The organism is Mycobacterium sp. IDUB_1 (genome assembly GCF_055419625.1).
This window is the reverse complement of the sequence record NZ_JBVAYA010000003.1, coordinates 372,894-387,370: the sequence shown is the minus strand read 5'-3', so window position 1 is coordinate 387,370 and position 14,477 is coordinate 372,894. Positions and strand designations below refer to the sequence as shown.

Sequence of the window (14,477 nt, the reverse complement as noted above, 5' to 3'; positions counted from 1 at the left end):
GCATGTCCTCCTCCGGTCGCGGGCTGCGCTGGCAGGCTGACACCATGTGCCCTGACATACCCGCCAGACCCGGCGGCGACGACGCGGGGTGGTCGCATCTGCATGGCGGTGTGCAGCCGTCGCCCGTGGTGCGCGGCTGGTTGCGCATCATGCGTGCGCTGTCCGCCGGGCCTGTCTCCCGCGTTCCGCCGGACGTGCTGTCGCTGGCCGGCGTGCTCGCCCTGGCCGCGGCCTGGGCCGTTGTCGTCGTGCTGGGGTGGCCGGGTGTGGTCGTTCCCCTGGTGCTGATCGCCGGAGTGCTGGACGGACTCGACGGCGCCGTCGCGCTGGGCACCGGCCGGGCCCGCCCGATGGGCGCGCTCGTCGACTCGGTGGCCGACCGCATCGGTGATCTGCTGCTCGGCGCTGTGCTGTACGGGCTGGGCGCTCCGCTGGGCTGGGTGCTCGCCGCGGTGACGTCGGTGCTCCTGCTCGAGTACGTGCGGGCCCGTGCCCAGGCGATCGGGATGCCGGGTGTCGGCGCAGTCACCGTCGCCGAGCGCCCGACCCGCCTCATCGTGGTCGCGGTGGCGGCGGGCGCGGTGGCGGTGTTGCCCGGTGGGACGCCGGGGCCGGGCTGGCAGTGGGCAGCAGTGTTCACGATCGCGTGGATCGCGGTCGGCGTGGTCGGGATGGCCCAGCTGCTCCACGGGATTCGCCGGTCGATGCCTGCGACGTTCCCGCCGGACCGATGAGACCCGCCACGATCTCGGCCGACATCAACACCAGGGGGATGCCGCCGCCGGGGTGAGCCGACCCCCCGACCAGGAACAGGCCGGGGATCGGGCTGCGATTGGCAGGGCGGCGCAGCGCGGCCCGCGGACCGTGGGAAGCGGTGCCGTAGATCGCGCCGCCGGGAGCGCCGGTGCGGCGTTCCAGGTCGGCCGGCGTGATGACCTCGACGAAACGCAGCCGGGGCCGGACGTCCACACCGCGTTCGGCCAGGACGTCCAGGACGTGCTCGGCGTAGGTGTCGGCCAGGCCGTCGGCGTCCCAGTCGATACCACCCGCCGGATCGTGGGCCGGAGCGTTGACCAGGACGAACCATCCCTCGGCATCGTCGCCCGGCCGCAGCGCCGGGTCGTCAGGGGCGTGCACGTACACCGTCGGATCGGCGACCGGATGCGGCCGCCGGCCGAAGATCGCATCGAACTCGGCGCCGTAGTCGCGGGGAAAGAAGATGCGGTGCGCCGCGCCCGGCTCTCGACCGGACAGTCCGAGCATCATCACGAAGCCGGCCATCGAGCGCGGGGTTCTGCGCAACCGCCTGGTCAACCGAGCCGGCGCAGGCACCAGCCTGCCGTACAGCTCGCCGGCGTCGGCGTCGCTGACCACCACATCAGCGGTCACCGTCGTGCCGCCGCAGCGCACGCCGTACACCCGGCCGCCGCCCGTCATCACCTCGTCCACCGGACAGTCGGTCCGGATCTCGACGCCGAGCTCGGCGCAGCGCCAGGCAACCGTCTCGACGATCCGACGCAGCCCCCCGGAGACGTACCAGGCGCCGAACTCCTGCTCGACGAACGAGGTGACCGCCAGGACCGACGGGGTGCGCCTCGGATCCGAGCCGGAATAGGTCGCGTAGCGGTTCAACCACATCCGCAACCTGGGATCGGCGAACGCGGCGCGACCCAGCCCGTCGATGGTCCGCCACGGAGCGACCGCCTTCAGATCGGCCGGCCGCACGCTCATCCGCACCAGTGCGGGCAGCGAAATCGGTTGCCGCAGCACGGGATCACCCACGAGCTCCCACAGCCGCCGGGATCGCTCGTGAAGACGGCGCCAGGACTCCCCCGCGTCCAGGCCCAACGCCTCGTCGATCGCAGGCCCCACCTCAGTCGGGTCGTGAGGCAGCGTCAACTCGGTGCCGTCGGCGAAGCGGTAGGCGCACGCCGGGTCCACACGCTCCACGGGCAGCTCGGACGGACCGCCTGTGGCGGCGAACAGCTCGCTCAGCAGGCCTGGCATCGTCAGCAGGGACGGTCCGGTGTCGAAGGTGAAGCCGTCGCGCTGGAACATCCCCAGCTTGCCGCCGACGGTCGAGGCGGCCTCACACACGGTGACCTGATGACCGAGCGCGGCGAGCCGGGCGGCGGCGGCCAATCCGCCCAGGCCGGCCCCGATCACCACCACGCGGCTCATACGACCCGGCCCTTCCACCGGAGGGTCCCACGCCGTCGGCCCATCCACGACGAGCCCAGCAACCCCAGCAGAGCCACCACCGACGCCGGATGGCCGGCGGCGTCGAGCAGATCCCCCGCGCCGCCGCGCCCACACCATCGGCGTACCGGGATCCGACCCGCGACGGCCGCTGCGTAGCCGAGCGCTCCGACCCGCGAACCGGTCACGGCCGCCGCAGGCGGCACGACGTACACCAGACACAGGGCAGCCCCGACGGCCGCGGCGCCGAGGGGAGATCCGAACGCGGCCCACAGCGACTTCCGGTAGCCGGCGCTGAGTTCGCGGCCGGTGGCATACATCTGACAGGTGGCGACGCCGGACCCGTCGGCGACGCCGGTGCGTCCCCCGCTGATCCGCACCGCCCGCGCGAGCCCGATGTCATCGAGTACTGCGTCGGCCACCGCGGCCCAGCCGCCCGCGCGGGCCAGCGCCTCGGCGCGCATCGCCAGGAACTGTCCGTTGGCGACCGCCATGGATGGCCGCCGCGACCGTTCGGCGAATCGCAACGGCACCGTCGTCAACCACGACCAGGCCAGCAGCGGCTGTACGAGGTGTCCCAGCACGCCCGCGGCGACCTGACGCGGCCACACGCTGACGAGATCCGGGGCCTGGGGTCCCAGCAGCATCGCCGCCGCACCCGCGACAGCGGTCGGCGCGAGCACCACATCGGCGTCGACGTAGACCAGGACGTCGCCGCGCGCCGCGGCGGCCAGCTGCGCACACGCGTGCGGCTTGCCCAGCCAGCCACGCGGCAGCGCAGACCCGGTCAGGACCTTCACCCGGGGATCGTCACCGGCGGCACGCCGGACGACGTCGGCCGTACCGTCGGTCGACCCGTCGTCGAGCACCAGGATCTCGGCGTCCGGCAGACCGCGCTGCGCCAGCACCGAGCAGATGGTGGGTGCGATCCGGTGCGCCTCGTCGCGGGCCGGAATCAGCACCGACACGGTCGCCACCACCGGGTTCGGCCGCTCGTCCGGCCGGCGCAGCAGACGCAGATTCACCAGCTCATGCAGGGTGCCCAGGCAGGCGAGCGCCGATCCGACCGCCGTCGCGGCGCGTAGGATTTCGACAAGGCGCGCATCGGGCACCTGCAAACTCTACGCAGTTCGGCGATGGCGCAGCGCCGGCGGCACGGGCCGTACGGCCAGACAGACTCTCGAGGTGGAGGTTCTGCCGGTGGCGGTTGCGGTACGCAGCGCCGACACTGCCGCGGTGCGCTGGCGCCCGGTGGTGTGGGCGCTGGTGATCTCCGCCGTCGTCGTGCAGATCGTCTATCCGTTGATGCCCGAGGCGTGGCGCACCCCGGTGACGGTGTGCAGTGTGGCGATCTTCTTCCTCGCCTCGCTGGCCGACGTGGGGCGCGTCCACGGGCCGCGCGGGGCGCTCACCCTGGCAGCCGTCGCGGGCGGTGGCGGTCTGGTCGCCGAAGCGATCGGCGTCTCGACCGGGATTCCGTTCGGGGACTACACCTACACCGGCACGCTGGGCCCCGAGGTGCTCGGCGTTCCGGTGATCGTGCCGATGGCGTGGGTGATGATGGCCTGGCCGGCGCTGATCGTCGGGCGCACCCTGGCCCGGCGGGGACCGGCCGTCGTCGCCGTCGCCGCGTATGCGCTGACTGCCTGGGACGTCTTTCTCGACCCGCAGATGGTCGCGGCGGGTCACTGGAGGTGGTTCGACGCCACCCACACGCTGCCCCTGATACCCGAGATTCCGTCGACGAATTACGCTGGCTGGCTGCTTGTTTCGACCGTGATGATGGTGGTCCTGCATGCGGTGCTGCCCTCGCGTGAGGAGTCGTCGTACTCCGGTCCCGCCGCAGCGCTCTACCTGTGGGTGTACTTCTCGTCGGTGCTGGCGCACGCGGTGTTCTTCGGTCTGCCCGGCTCGGCGATCACCGGCGGGCTGCTGATGGGGGTGGTTGCGCTGCCGTTCGCGGCCCGCGTGTTCGGCCATATCCGTGCCGACCGATCGACGGCGAGGAGCCGCACTGATGAGTGATGTCCTGACCAGTCGCGCCGCACCGTTGCGCATGCGGCCGCGCCGTCTCGTGGTGCCGGATCCGTTGCAGCCCAAGCAGGTACCCGCCGGCAGCGAGGCTGTCGTCGTCGGCGGGGGAATCGCCGGCGTCTCGGCCGCGGTGGTGCTCGCTGAGCGCGGTGTCGCGGTGACTCTGCTCGAGGCGGCAGGCCATCTGGGCGGCAGGCTGGGCGCGTGGCCGGAGCGCCTGCCCGACGGTGCCGACCAGATCATCGAGCATGGCTTCCATGCCTTCTTCCGGCACTACTACACCTGGCGGGCGATTCTGCGGCGCGCCGACCCGACGCTCTCGTTTCTCGCGCCGGTGAAGAGCTACCCGGTGATCTCCGCCGAATGGCCCGCCGAAGACCTCTCCGGGCTGCCCGCCGCTCCCCCGCTCAACCTGCTGGCTCTGGCGGTGCGCTCGAAGAGTCTGACGCGCCGGGAACTGCTGCGGGCCGACGCCGACACCGGCCGGGCGCTGCTGGCCTATGACCGCGCGAGCACCTATGCCGAATTCGACGCCGTCGACGCCGCGGCATTCCTCGACGGGTTCGGGATGACCGAGCGCAGTCGCAGCATGCTGTTCGAAGCCTTCGCGCGGTCCTTCTTCTGCAATCAGGGCCAGCTGTCGGCCGCCGAGCTGATCGCGATGTTCCACTACTACTTTTTGGGCAACCCGGAGGGCATCGGCTTCGACGTCCCGTCCACCGATTACGCCACCGCGATCTGGGATCCCCTGCGACGTCATCTGCAGCAGCACGGCGCGGAGGTTCAGATGGGCACCGGGTGCGTCTCCGTCGAACCGCAGGGCCACGGTTGGCGGATCGCCACTACGACGGGAGTGATCGACACCCGCCACGTGATCATGGCGCTCGATCCCGGGGCGCTCAAAGGTGTCCTCAGTCGATCGCCCGGCGCCGCGCAGGCCGCCCCGCGGCTGGCGCAATCTTGCGAGAATCTCTCGGTGGCACCACCTTTCGCTGTCAGTCGAATCTGGTACGACCGTGACGTGGCCGTGGACCGGGCGCCGTTCTGCGCCGTCAGTGGACAGCCGACTCTCGACTCGATCGCCGTGTACTCACGCATCGAGGAGCCGAGTGTGCAGTGGGCGCGCGCCACCGGCGGGTCGATCGTGGAACTGCACTCCTACTCGTGCCGGTTGCCGGACGCCGCGACCGCCGCGACGGCGCTGCGCAAGGAATTGGAAAGCCTGTGGCCAGAAACCTCCGCGGCGCGGATTCTGCACACCCACGACCGACTCGAAGCCACCGCGCCGGCGTTCCCGCCCGGCTCGGCGGGCACCCGGCCCACGGTGCGCACCGACGCGCGGGGCCTGCGGGTGGCCGGCGACTACGTCGACACCCCCTATCTGTCGGGGCTCATGGAACGCTCCGCGATGTCGGGCGTGCTCGCGGCCAATGACGTGCTCGCCGAACTCGGGGCGGCGGCGGAACCGATCCTCGGTGTGCCGCAGCGCGGCTTGCTCGCGGGGGTGCCGCAGTTCGGTCGCAAGCCCAAGTAGCCCGCTCACCACAATCTGTGACGAAATTGTCAGGCCGGTAACGCCGATACGTCACGTGACGAACTAGTCCACGCGGGCGCGGTGTGAAGCAACAGCATCGCCACGGCTTCCAGGCCGACCGTTGACAGTTCCCGTGACGCGCGCCGTGACGGCGCGTGGTGGAGAGGACGGCACACACAACCATGAAGTACTTGCTCGCATTGAGACGCCGGCTGATCGCCGGCGCGATGGTGGCGCTGCTGCTGCCGGGGCTCGTTGCCGTCGTCGGCGGATCAGCGACTGCCGCGGCCTACTCCCGGCCCGGACTGCCCGTCGAGACGCTGATGGTGCCCTCGGCGGCGATGGGTCGCGACATCCCGGTCAAGTTCCAGGGCGGCGGGCCCAAGGCGGTCTATCTGCTCGACGGACTGCGCGCCCGAGACGACAACAGCGGCTGGGACATCGAGACCGCGGCCTTCGAGAACTACTACCAGTCCGGTCTGTCGGTGGTCATGCCCGTCGGCGGCATGTCCAGCTTCTACACCAACTGGCAAGGTCCCGCAGTCGGCAACGGGCAGACGTACAACTACCAGTGGGAGACGTTCCTGACCTCGGAGCTGCCCGCCTACCTCGCGGCCAACAAGGGCATCTCCACGACCGGCAACGCCGTCGTCGGCCTGTCGATGTCGGGCAGTGCCGCGCTGATCCTCGCCGCCTACCACCCCGGCCAATTCAGTTACGCCGCATCACTATCGGGCTTCCTCAACCTCTCGCAGGGCATCTGGCCGACGCTGGTCGGCTTCGCGATGCGCGACGCGGGCGGCTTTGACGCCACCGCGATGTGGGGGCCCGGCGGCGGGCCGGCGTGGCAGCGCAACGACCCGACCCTGCAGGCGGGACGGCTCGTGGGCAACGGCACGCGGCTGTGGATCTACACCGGCAACGGACGCCCGGGTGACCTCGGCGGCGGCGGTGACATCCCCGGTCAGGTGCTGGAGAGCATCACCGGCGACAGCAACCGGGCCTTCCAGAAGGCCTACACGGCTGACGGCGGACGCAACGCGACGTTCAACTTCCCGGCCAACGGAACGCACGGCTGGGGTTATTGGGGGGCACAGCTGAACGCGATGAAGCCCGACATCCAGCGCACCCTCGGCGCCTGATCAATTAACGCGTCCGGCCGCAACGAATCATGTTGCGGCCGGTTCGCGCTATTCGGGTGCCGGCACCGGGGTCTCCCAGCGGGCGCGGCGCTCGTCGTCGGACTGCTCCCACCATGGCGGTGAACCGCGTTCCCCGAGAGCCACTTTGGCCGCCTGCACGCCCGCCCGCGATGCGGCTTCCTCTGGCGTGCCGCGGGTGCGTCGCACTTCCCGGCGCCACGCCATCAAGACGCGGGTCAGCTCGTCGCGGCGCTGTTCGGGGATGGCGGGATCGGTGGCCCGCCATCGTCTGCCCTTGATGACGATGTAGTGCTCGGCGTCGGCGCTCATGGGCACTCAGGGTCACTCATGACACACGGCCGCCGCGGACCCGGTGGATCCGCGGCGGCCGTTGCACATCGATCAGTAGGTCGGAACGAAGACGCCATTCAGCCATACACCCCAGTGCTGCCAGCCCTCGTCCCACACCTGCGGGTTGCCGGCGGCCCAGGTGGGATCGACGGGCTTGGGCGGGGCCCATGCCGGGGCGGTTCCCGTATTCGGCCCGGCGGGCGGAACCGGCGGCGGTGTCCAGCCGGGCTGCGCGACCGCAGAACCGGCGACACCCAACGCACCGGCGGTGAGGCCGCCGAACACGGCTGCGCTGGCAAGAACCTGAGTCAACTTCATCGGTGAAACTCCCCTTTCGGGCCTGGTCGGCCCACGGTCGTTGAGTACTGCTAAGTACTAACCGGTCCGTGTCGCGGATAAACGCACGGTGTGGCACACCTCACAGCGTCGGGCTGCTTCACTGGACCTGTGTCCGACCGCCTCCGCACCGAACTCGAGACGATCGCCGACGGCCCGGGCCCGCACGCCGGTACCGCCCGCGCCGCGTTGGGTGATGGTCCGCTCGAGCAGCGACTCGACGCGGCGATCCGCGCGCTGGCCGGACACCGCGGAGCCACCAGCAGCACCTGTCCCTCGGACGCCGCCCGCGCTGTCGGCGGCGCGGACTGGCGGGCCTCGATGGACACCGCCCGCGACATCTCCCGCCGCCTCGCCCGGCGCGGCCTGGTCGAGATCACCCAGCGCGGTGAGGTCCTCGACCCTGACGGCGACTGGCGCGGCCCGATCCGTATCCGCGCGGCGGACCTACCATGACGGCGTGTCCGACGACGACCGTCTCCGGTGGGAGGAGCGCTACCGATCGCTGCCCCCGGGAGACGACGGTGCCGTCGGCCTCCCCGCGCCCTTTCACCCGTTCGCCGACGTGATGCCTCGGCGCGGTCGTGCGCTCGATCTCGCGTGCGGGCGCGGCGGCGCCGCGGTGTGGCTGGCGCAGCGGGGGGTGACCGTCCACGCCTACGACATCTCCCCCGCCGCGGTGGATGCGGCGCGGGCACTGGCCGACACGAGCGGCGTTCTGCCGAGCTGCCACGTCGCGGTAGCCGACCTCGACGACGGTCTGCCCCTCGGTGAGCCGGCGGATGTGTTGCTGTGCAGCATGTTTCGCGCACCTGCGCTGTACCGATCGATGATCGAGCGGGTGGTGCGCGGCGGGCTGATGGCCGTCAGCGTGCTCAGCGAGGTCGGCGCGGGACCCGGCCGCTATCGCGCACCGGCCGGAGAACTCACCCGGGCGTTCGCCGCTCTCGACGTGATCGCCGCCGGCGAGGGAGACGGACGCGCGTGGCTACTGGGCCGGCGCTGACCCGGCCGCCCAGCTGACCGCCGCGTCCAGCGCGGAGAGGGAGAACAGCGCAGCCTCGCCGGGTACCAGCCAGGCAAAGGCGTGCAGCGCGTGGATCACCCAGTCCTTGTCGGTGACCACGGCGATCCGGCGGAACGCGCCATGGTGATGCCTCAGCACATCGAGCCCGAGCCGGAGGTCCTCGGCCAGGCCGCCCGGGCCGAACCCCTCGTAGTCGTCGGCGATCACCTCGACGAGCCGGATCTCCCCCGTCGCGAGCATCTCCTCCACCGAGGGCTGGAACTCCCGCAGATCGGCACCGTCGAGGCGGCCGGACACCCGGAATCCCGCGACGCCCGGCGGCAGGTCCGACAGCATCTCGATCATGGTTCGCAGTGTGGCACGCGCGGCTGATCCGCTGCGCCGAAATCCAGCTGACCGTCAGCCGGACCGTGTGTGAGGATGCTGCGATGCCCAGCACTGTGATCGAAGTTCGGCAGCGATACCGCGTCGATGAGGAGATCGCGATCATCGACGCCGTACACGAAGCCCTGGTGGTGGCGTTCCAGATTCCCCGGGAAGACAAGCACGTTCGGCTCGTCAGTCACGAGCCGCGTCGGTTCGCGCACAATCCCACGTTGGCTCAGCCGGAGCTGTACACGTTCGTGGCCGTCGACTGCTTTGCCGGTCGCTCGGTGCAGGCCAAGCGCAGGTTGTATCAGGAGATCGTGAATCGCCTGAGCGCGTTGGGCATCCCGCCTGATCACGTGACCATCGTCGTGCGTGACAGCGCGCTCGAAAACTGGGGCATTCGTGGTGGCAGGGCTGCCTGTGATGTGGACCTGGGCTTCCCCGTCACCGTCTGACGATCGTGCTCGCGTTGTCGTGCGAGATCAGTTCTGCCGCGGCAGAAGCTCTTCGACGAACCTGTCCAGGAACTCACCCGTGTCGGCCGAGCCGAGTGGGCGGATGACGAACTTCGTCAGGCCCGCGTCGATGTAGCCGTCGAGCATCGCATGCAGCGAAGTCCAGTCGCGAGCTAAGAGTTCCGCGGCGTCGACGTCGGGCCGTCGAGCGTGGACCGCCGCCCGCACCGCATCAGGCAGATCGCCGGCGCCGACCGCCACGTTGATGCCGAAGTGGTCGTCGGGGACGTGCCGGCCGGCCTTGGCGGCGGCCGCGCGGATCTCCTCCACCGCGCCCCGGGTCTCGTCAGGGGTGAGGAAGCTGCCCAACCATCCGTCGGCGTAGGTCCCGATGCGCCGATACCCCGCCGCCGAGGAGCCGCCCAGCCACACATCCAGTCGCGCAGCGGGTTTCGGAGTGATCGCGGCGTCGCGCACCGAGAAGAACTCCCCGGTGAACGTCACTGAGTCCTCCCGTAGCACACGGCGCAGCAGCGTCAACGACTCGTCGAACACCGCACCGCGCTTGCCCTCGGGCACGACGAACAGATCGCGCTCGGCCGGCAGTGCCGAGCGCAACCCGAACACGGGTAACACCCTTTTGGGCGCCAGCGTCGCCAGCGACAGCAGCTGTTTGGCGACCAGCACCGGGTGCCGGCCGGGAAGCACCGCGACCGACGTTCCCACCTTGAGGTGCTCGGTGCGCGCCAGCGCGACAGCCATGCCGACGGTCGGGTCGATCGCCGGCGAGTACACGAGCTCGGAAAACCACAGGGAATCGACCCCCTCGGCTTCGAGTCGGTCGACGACATCGCCCAACCCGTCGGGGCCTACATCCGTGCCCAGGCTGACTCCGAACCGCACCTTCATCGCCACATCTGCTCCCGTCGCTCCTCACCAGGATGCGCCACGGGGAGAACTGAGAGGATGACGGCGTGGCAGAACGCGTGAAGTTCCCCAGCAGCAGCGGTCCGGCGTTGGCCGGCCTGATCGACACCCCGGACGGCGAGATCCGCGGCTGGGGCGTCTTCGCACACGGCTTCACGCTGGGCAAGGACTGCCCGGCCGCCAGCCGCATGTGCAAGCAACTGGCCAGCGAGGGCATCGGGATGCTGCGCTTCGACAACCTCGGCCTGGGCCACTCCGAGGGTGACTGGGGTGACGGATCGTTCTCCCACAAGGTCGCCGACACCGTGCGCGCGGTCGAATTCATGAACGACTCCGGGCGCGAGGTACGTCTGCTGGTCGGTCACTCCTTCGGCGGTTCCGCCGCGATTGCGGCGGCCCACGAGTGCCCGACGGTGACCGCGGTGGCCAGTGTCGGCGCGCCGTTCCAGCCCGCCCATGTGGAGCACATCTACGACGCACTGGTCGAACGCATCGAATCCGACGGGGAGGCACCGCTTCTCATCGGTGGCAAGGCGCTCACACTGCGGCGGCACTTCATCGAGGACGTCCGCGACGCTGACCTGCGCGAGCGCATCAAGACGCTGCGGCGCGCACTGCTGGTCATGCATTCGCCCACCGACAACACCGTCGGCATCGGCAATGCCAGCGACATCTTCCGCGCCGCGCGGCACCCCCGCAGCTTCGTGTCGCTGGAGGGTGCCGACCATCTGCTGACCGAGAAGAATCAGGCCGCCCGCGCGGCCCGGATCATCAGCGCCTGGGCCGACCCCTACCTGTGAGCGTGGCTGCGGGTGGGCTGCGCGTCGCGGCGCAACCCACCCGCGCCGCACTCAGTCCTCGGAACCGCCCTTGCCCGAGTCGCTGCTCTTGCTGGCGCTCGTGCTGCTGCTCGACTCGGTGGCCTTCGGCTTCTTCGAGAGGCTGTCGGTCACCTTCGAGACGCTCGCGTTGATCGAGTCGCGCACCTGCTTGATCGCCGTGCTCGTCGCGGTGGGCTTGCGGTGCTTGGGTCCCGACGTGGTGCTCGTGTTGCCTGTGGTGTCGGAGACGGCCTCGTCCGCGGCGGAGGTCTTCACCTCGGCGGGAGTAACGGCCTTCTCGTCGGTCTTCGTCTCAGGCGTGGCCTCGGGCGCGGCGGTCTTCTCGTCGGCGGCCAGCGTCGTGGCAGTCGAGCTGTCGGGATCGGTGAACACCGGTCCCGGAATCGGCTTGTTGTCCGGGTTGGGCACGAACGGCGCGCACACGGTGCACTGCGTGCCGAGGACGAACGGGTTGAAGTCGGTGTTGATGCCGTTGGCGAGGCTCGTCAGGCTCCCTGCCACGAATTGCGGTGTCACCGGCTTGATCTCGGAGAAGTCGGGCGTCTTGGTGAGGCTGTTGTAGAAGCTGGTGAACGGCGCTGTCGGGTCGAGCTTCACGGTCTCACCGGACCACGGCACCTCGGGACCGTCCTCGTCCTTGACGTAGCACTGGCCGTCCGCGCTGCACGTGATGCCGGCACGGGTTTCGGGATACGTGTAGCCATCGGGCGAAAACAGCGACACCACGTGACGAAGATCAAACATTTTGCTGAGAATTGCCTCGGGATGGTCACACGCGCCGGGGCCGGTTCCGGTGCACCCGACGTCCATGGGTAGCTGTGAGGCCGCGATCGCCGCGACCATGTTGCCCAGGGGCACCGACAGCGCCGGGAACGGCACGAGCACGTTGGTCAGCGCCTGATACCGCGACGGATCCGCCGGGTCGGTGCCCAGGATGTTGGTCTGGCTGTACACCCACCAGTTGCCGGTGTAGCGGAGGTTGCGACCGAGGCCGACGACGCTGCCCTCCGGTTGGGTCAGCGTCACCCCCTCGTAGGTGGGCTGGAAGCTGAAGTCACCGTTGGGATCGGAACCGAGCGCGACGTTGCCTTCGCCGAGGGCGTTGAAGAAGTTGTACGGCGTATTGGCAAGTGCGATAAAAAGGTTCGCCGGAATGTTGAGAATGTTCGTGCTGTCTGTGGTGGTCGCGAACGGGGCCGCCGAGGGGAGGCTCGTCGTCGGGGGCGCGCACAGGGCGCTCGTGCTGCCCGCGGCGCAACTCTGCGTGGCGGCGACCAACCCCACGTCATAGCTCTTCATCTGCAGGTCGAGGTTCGGGGTGACCGGTGTGGCGGAGATGACTCCGGCCCCCATCAGGGCTACGCCGGCAGTGACATAAGAACGTGCGGTAGTGCGCATGACGCGACCCCTCCATGTTGCTGTGTGGCCCCGACCGCGTGAAACGTATCCAGAATGTGATGAATTGTCCACCGAAACGCGAGGAATTGTTTGTGTCGATCGATTTGCTGACGGGCACGTCAGTTAATTCGGCCACCACATGTGAGCAAATTCTTACGCCATTCCGTCAGCTCCGGCGATGAGTAGGCTCGCCAGTCGTGCACATCCTTGCGATCCACGTGGCGCCCGGCCGGCGCATCCCGACGCGGTCAGTGGAGTCGGTGATTGCCGAAGAGGGCAAGGGATTGGTGGGCGATCGGTACCACGGCACCCGCCACCGGCACGTGACACTTCAGTCCCGAGAAGCGCTCGACGCTGCCGCCGCTCAACTCGGCCGACCTGTCGATTCCGGCGCGACGCGCCGCAACATCACCGTCGACCGCGGAGACGTCCCCACCAAGCCCGGCACCCGGATCCGCATCGGCGACGTCGATCTGGAGGTGGTGCGACTCAGCGCCCCGTGCCGGCTGCTCGACGACTGGATCGGTCCCGGTGCCGCTGCTGCGATGTCACGGCGCGGCGGGTCGGTCTGTCGGCTCCTGAGTTCAGGAACCTTGCGCGTGGGCGACGAGGTGACGGTGCAGCCGGTGCAGTGACCGTCAGCTCCCGTCGCCGCCGACCTCGGCAGGCAGTGGGGGCGGAAGCGGGGTGGTCGACGTCTTGGGTGTCTGGGCATTGGGTGTCTGCGGCGCGGCGGCGCTGCCCGGCCGGTGGAAATCGAGCATCTCTTCGTCGCGGATGACCTTCTCGGCGGCACTGATGACCAGCGCGTCGGAGGTCACCATGTACTCGATGCCGTCCCGGGTGGCGGTGAAGGCACCGTCAGCGGACTGAGTCGCCGGAGCGATCAGTTTGGCGCCGTCGCGCACCCTTACCCCGCGGTACTCGAGTTCCCCGTCAGTGCCCTTGCAGATCGCCACACGTGAGCCCGACGTGCTGCCGAACACGACCACGGTCGCCGGCGCAGCGCACCGCGCGGTGGAATCGACATATCCCTGACTGTCCGATGGAGGGGTCGAGGCGGCCGACGGAGCGGCGGCGAGCAGGGCTGCAGCGCCGGCGGTCACGGCCAGCGCCGCTCGGATGCGAATGTGGGAAGACATCGAGGAAGACATCATCTTCCACCAGACCACGTCCGCGTCGATCGCGCCAACAACGACGGCGGATACTCCCGCATCGTTGAGTCTTCGAGACCGGACCGTAATACGCGGCGGCTGTGCGGCGATGAACAATCGTGACCCAATCCGGTACCGCGGCGCGGCTGGTGTACGCGCTCACGGCCATGCTCGCGGTGCTCGTCGGTGTGGCGCCCGCTGCACAGGCGGCCCCTCCCCTTGCGGCCAAGGACTTCTCGAAGCCGGCCATCGTGATCCTGGGATACGGACTCAAGGACAACGGCACCATGCGGCCGATCCTCTACACCCGCGTGCTCACCGGGCTCGCGGTGGCGCAGATGTTCCCGCAGTCGCCGGTCATCGTGACGGGCGGCAATCCGCACAACGGACGCACCGAGGCCGGCGAGATGCGCAAGACGCTGCGCGTTCTCGGGCTGCCCGACGACAGGATCATCGTCGAAGATCGCGCCAACAGCACCGTGCAGAACGCGCAGTTCTCGGTGCCGTTGGCCCGCGACGCCGGCGCCTCGGGCATCATCCTGGTCACGTCGTCGTCACACCAGGACCGCGCGGACGGCAACTTCGCCGATGCCGGTGGCAATGTGCTTGCCACGGTGAGCTTTCCGGACAGCAATCCCAAGACCAACGTGACGCAGTTCGTCAGGGACGTGCTGAGTCCGTTCGTCTCTGTGACGTGACGGTGGCGGTC

18 protein-coding genes are annotated in these 14,477 nt (G+C 69.6%); 10 read left to right on the top strand and 8 right to left on the bottom strand.

Going from position 1 to position 14,477, the window contains the following annotated elements:
- The first annotated feature begins 2 nt into the window (after window positions 1–2).
- Entirely contained in the window at window positions 3–734 is a 732-nt protein-coding gene (locus tag ACZYYX_RS19155; protein WP_463816176.1) for a CDP-alcohol phosphatidyltransferase family protein, read from the top strand.
- Here ACZYYX_RS19155 and ACZYYX_RS19150 read toward each other — a convergent pair.
- On the bottom strand, window positions 637–2,181 hold the full coding sequence (locus ACZYYX_RS19150; protein ID WP_463816174.1) for a phytoene desaturase family protein: 1,545 nt from the start codon (window positions 2,179–2,181) through the stop codon (window positions 637–639). The genes ACZYYX_RS19155 and ACZYYX_RS19150 overlap by 98 nt on opposite strands.
- Window positions 2,178–3,311, bottom strand: a complete 1,134-nt coding sequence (locus ACZYYX_RS19145; protein ID WP_463816172.1) for a glycosyltransferase family 2 protein — start codon at window positions 3,309–3,311, stop codon at window positions 2,178–2,180. The genes ACZYYX_RS19150 and ACZYYX_RS19145 overlap by 4 nt, the downstream gene beginning before the upstream one ends.
- A 73-nt stretch (window positions 3,312–3,384) precedes the next feature.
- Between ACZYYX_RS19145 and ACZYYX_RS19140 the strand changes: the two genes are divergently transcribed.
- The 3 genes from ACZYYX_RS19140 (at window position 3,385) to ACZYYX_RS19130 (ending at window position 6,909) form a co-directional block, all read left to right on the top strand.
- Complete coding sequence (locus ACZYYX_RS19140; RefSeq protein ID WP_463816171.1) at window positions 3,385–4,224, top strand: carotenoid biosynthesis protein; 840 nt, start codon at window positions 3,385–3,387, stop codon at window positions 4,222–4,224.
- Window positions 4,217–5,767, top strand: coding sequence for an FAD-dependent oxidoreductase (locus ACZYYX_RS19135; RefSeq protein WP_463816170.1), 1,551 nt, complete (start codon window positions 4,217–4,219; stop codon window positions 5,765–5,767). Before ACZYYX_RS19140 ends, ACZYYX_RS19135 begins: the two co-directional genes overlap by 8 nt.
- Window positions 5,768–5,949: 182 nt before the next feature.
- Entirely contained in the window at window positions 5,950–6,909 is a 960-nt protein-coding gene (locus ACZYYX_RS19130; RefSeq protein ID WP_463816169.1) for an esterase family protein, read from the top strand.
- Window positions 6,910–6,957: 48 nt separating this feature from the next.
- Here ACZYYX_RS19130 and ACZYYX_RS19125 read toward each other — a convergent pair whose 3' ends face one another.
- Both ACZYYX_RS19125 and ACZYYX_RS19120 read right to left on the bottom strand, forming a co-directional pair.
- Window positions 6,958–7,239: a hypothetical protein gene (locus ACZYYX_RS19125; protein ID WP_463816167.1), complete on the bottom strand. Its 282-nt coding sequence runs from the start codon at window positions 7,237–7,239 to the stop codon at window positions 6,958–6,960.
- Window positions 7,240–7,311: 72 nt separating this feature from the next.
- The gene (locus ACZYYX_RS19120; protein ID WP_463816166.1) at window positions 7,312–7,578 is read right to left on the bottom strand and encodes a hypothetical protein; all 267 of its coding nucleotides are present in this window, start codon (window positions 7,576–7,578) and stop codon (window positions 7,312–7,314) included.
- Between the two features lie 129 nt (window positions 7,579–7,707).
- Between ACZYYX_RS19120 and ACZYYX_RS19115 the strand changes: the two genes are divergently transcribed.
- Window positions 7,708–8,052 carry a DUF3253 domain-containing protein gene (locus ACZYYX_RS19115; protein WP_463816165.1) on the top strand — a complete coding sequence of 115 codons (345 nt, stop codon included), beginning with the start codon at window positions 7,708–7,710 and terminating at the stop codon, window positions 8,050–8,052.
- Window positions 8,053–8,056: 4 nt separating this feature from the next.
- A complete protein-coding gene (locus ACZYYX_RS19110; RefSeq protein ID WP_463816164.1) occupies window positions 8,057–8,602 on the top strand; it encodes a class I SAM-dependent methyltransferase in 546 nt (181 codons plus the stop codon).
- On the opposite strand, the gene ACZYYX_RS19105 is transcribed toward ACZYYX_RS19110, so the two are convergent.
- The gene (locus ACZYYX_RS19105) at window positions 8,585–8,968 is read right to left on the bottom strand and encodes a SpoIIAA family protein (protein WP_463816163.1); all 384 of its coding nucleotides are present in this window, start codon (window positions 8,966–8,968) and stop codon (window positions 8,585–8,587) included. The two genes, ACZYYX_RS19110 and ACZYYX_RS19105, sit on opposite strands and share 18 nt — an antisense overlap.
- A gap of 83 nt (window positions 8,969–9,051) precedes the next feature.
- Between ACZYYX_RS19105 and ACZYYX_RS19100 the strand changes: the two genes are divergently transcribed.
- Window positions 9,052–9,447 carry a tautomerase family protein gene (locus ACZYYX_RS19100; RefSeq protein ID WP_463816162.1) on the top strand — a complete coding sequence of 132 codons (396 nt, stop codon included), beginning with the start codon at window positions 9,052–9,054 and terminating at the stop codon, window positions 9,445–9,447.
- A 27-nt stretch (window positions 9,448–9,474) separates the two neighbouring features.
- On the opposite strand, the gene ACZYYX_RS19095 is transcribed toward ACZYYX_RS19100, so the two are convergent.
- Window positions 9,475–10,356 carry a TIGR03854 family LLM class F420-dependent oxidoreductase gene (locus ACZYYX_RS19095; RefSeq protein WP_463816161.1) on the bottom strand — a complete coding sequence of 294 codons (882 nt, stop codon included), beginning with the start codon at window positions 10,354–10,356 and terminating at the stop codon, window positions 9,475–9,477.
- Window positions 10,357–10,421: 65 nt separating this feature from the next.
- Here ACZYYX_RS19095 and ACZYYX_RS19090 point away from each other — a divergent pair, with 65 nt between their 5' ends.
- A complete protein-coding gene (locus ACZYYX_RS19090; RefSeq protein WP_463816160.1) occupies window positions 10,422–11,174 on the top strand; it encodes an alpha/beta hydrolase family protein in 753 nt (250 codons plus the stop codon).
- A gap of 51 nt (window positions 11,175–11,225) precedes the next feature.
- On the opposite strand, the gene ACZYYX_RS19085 is transcribed toward ACZYYX_RS19090, so the two are convergent.
- Entirely contained in the window at window positions 11,226–12,614 is a 1,389-nt protein-coding gene (locus tag ACZYYX_RS19085; protein WP_463816159.1) for a hypothetical protein, read from the bottom strand.
- A gap of 197 nt (window positions 12,615–12,811) precedes the next feature.
- Between ACZYYX_RS19085 and ACZYYX_RS19080 the strand changes: the two genes are divergently transcribed.
- A complete protein-coding gene (locus ACZYYX_RS19080; RefSeq protein WP_463816158.1) occupies window positions 12,812–13,249 on the top strand; it encodes an MOSC domain-containing protein in 438 nt (145 codons plus the stop codon).
- Window positions 13,250–13,252: 3 nt separating this feature from the next.
- Here ACZYYX_RS19080 and ACZYYX_RS19075 read toward each other — a convergent pair whose 3' ends face one another.
- Window positions 13,253–13,756 (bottom strand): hypothetical protein, encoded by a 504-nt coding sequence (locus ACZYYX_RS19075; RefSeq protein ID WP_463816157.1) that lies wholly within the window; start codon window positions 13,754–13,756, stop codon window positions 13,253–13,255.
- 179 nt (window positions 13,757–13,935) lie between these two features.
- On the opposite strand from ACZYYX_RS19075, the gene ACZYYX_RS19070 reads away from it, so the two are divergent.
- Window positions 13,936–14,466, top strand: a complete 531-nt coding sequence (locus ACZYYX_RS19070; RefSeq protein WP_463816511.1) for a YdcF family protein — start codon at window positions 13,936–13,938, stop codon at window positions 14,464–14,466.
- Window positions 14,467–14,477 lie beyond the last annotated feature (11 nt).

Bases quoted from the DNA above. Each gene is read 5' to 3' on its own strand.
- ACZYYX_RS19120 (WP_463816166.1), bottom strand. From the start codon at position 7,578: ATGAAGTTGACTCAGGTTCTTGCCAGCGCAGCCGTGTTCGGCGGCCTC.
- ACZYYX_RS19105 (WP_463816163.1), bottom strand. From the start codon at position 8,968: ATGATCGAGATGCTGTCGGACCTGCCGCCGGGCGTCGCGGGATTCCGG.
- ACZYYX_RS19100 (WP_463816162.1), top strand. From the start codon at position 9,052: ATGCCCAGCACTGTGATCGAAGTTCGGCAGCGATACCGCGTCGATGAG.
- ACZYYX_RS19130 (WP_463816169.1), top strand. From the start codon at position 5,950: ATGAAGTACTTGCTCGCATTGAGACGCCGGCTGATCGCCGGCGCGATG.
- ACZYYX_RS19155 (WP_463816176.1), top strand. From the start codon at position 3: ATGTCCTCCTCCGGTCGCGGGCTGCGCTGGCAGGCTGACACCATGTGC.
- ACZYYX_RS19150 (WP_463816174.1), bottom strand. From the start codon at position 2,181: ATGAGCCGCGTGGTGGTGATCGGGGCCGGCCTGGGCGGATTGGCCGCC.
- ACZYYX_RS19125 (WP_463816167.1), bottom strand. From the start codon at position 7,239: ATGAGCGCCGACGCCGAGCACTACATCGTCATCAAGGGCAGACGATGG.
- ACZYYX_RS19070 (WP_463816511.1), top strand. From the start codon at position 13,936: ATGCTCGCGGTGCTCGTCGGTGTGGCGCCCGCTGCACAGGCGGCCCCT.
- ACZYYX_RS19085 (WP_463816159.1), bottom strand. From the start codon at position 12,614: ATGCGCACTACCGCACGTTCTTATGTCACTGCCGGCGTAGCCCTGATG.
- ACZYYX_RS19095 (WP_463816161.1), bottom strand. From the start codon at position 10,356: ATGAAGGTGCGGTTCGGAGTCAGCCTGGGCACGGATGTAGGCCCCGAC.
- ACZYYX_RS19135 (WP_463816170.1), top strand. From the start codon at position 4,217: ATGAGTGATGTCCTGACCAGTCGCGCCGCACCGTTGCGCATGCGGCCG.
- ACZYYX_RS19075 (WP_463816157.1), bottom strand. From the start codon at position 13,756: ATGTCTTCCCACATTCGCATCCGAGCGGCGCTGGCCGTGACCGCCGGC.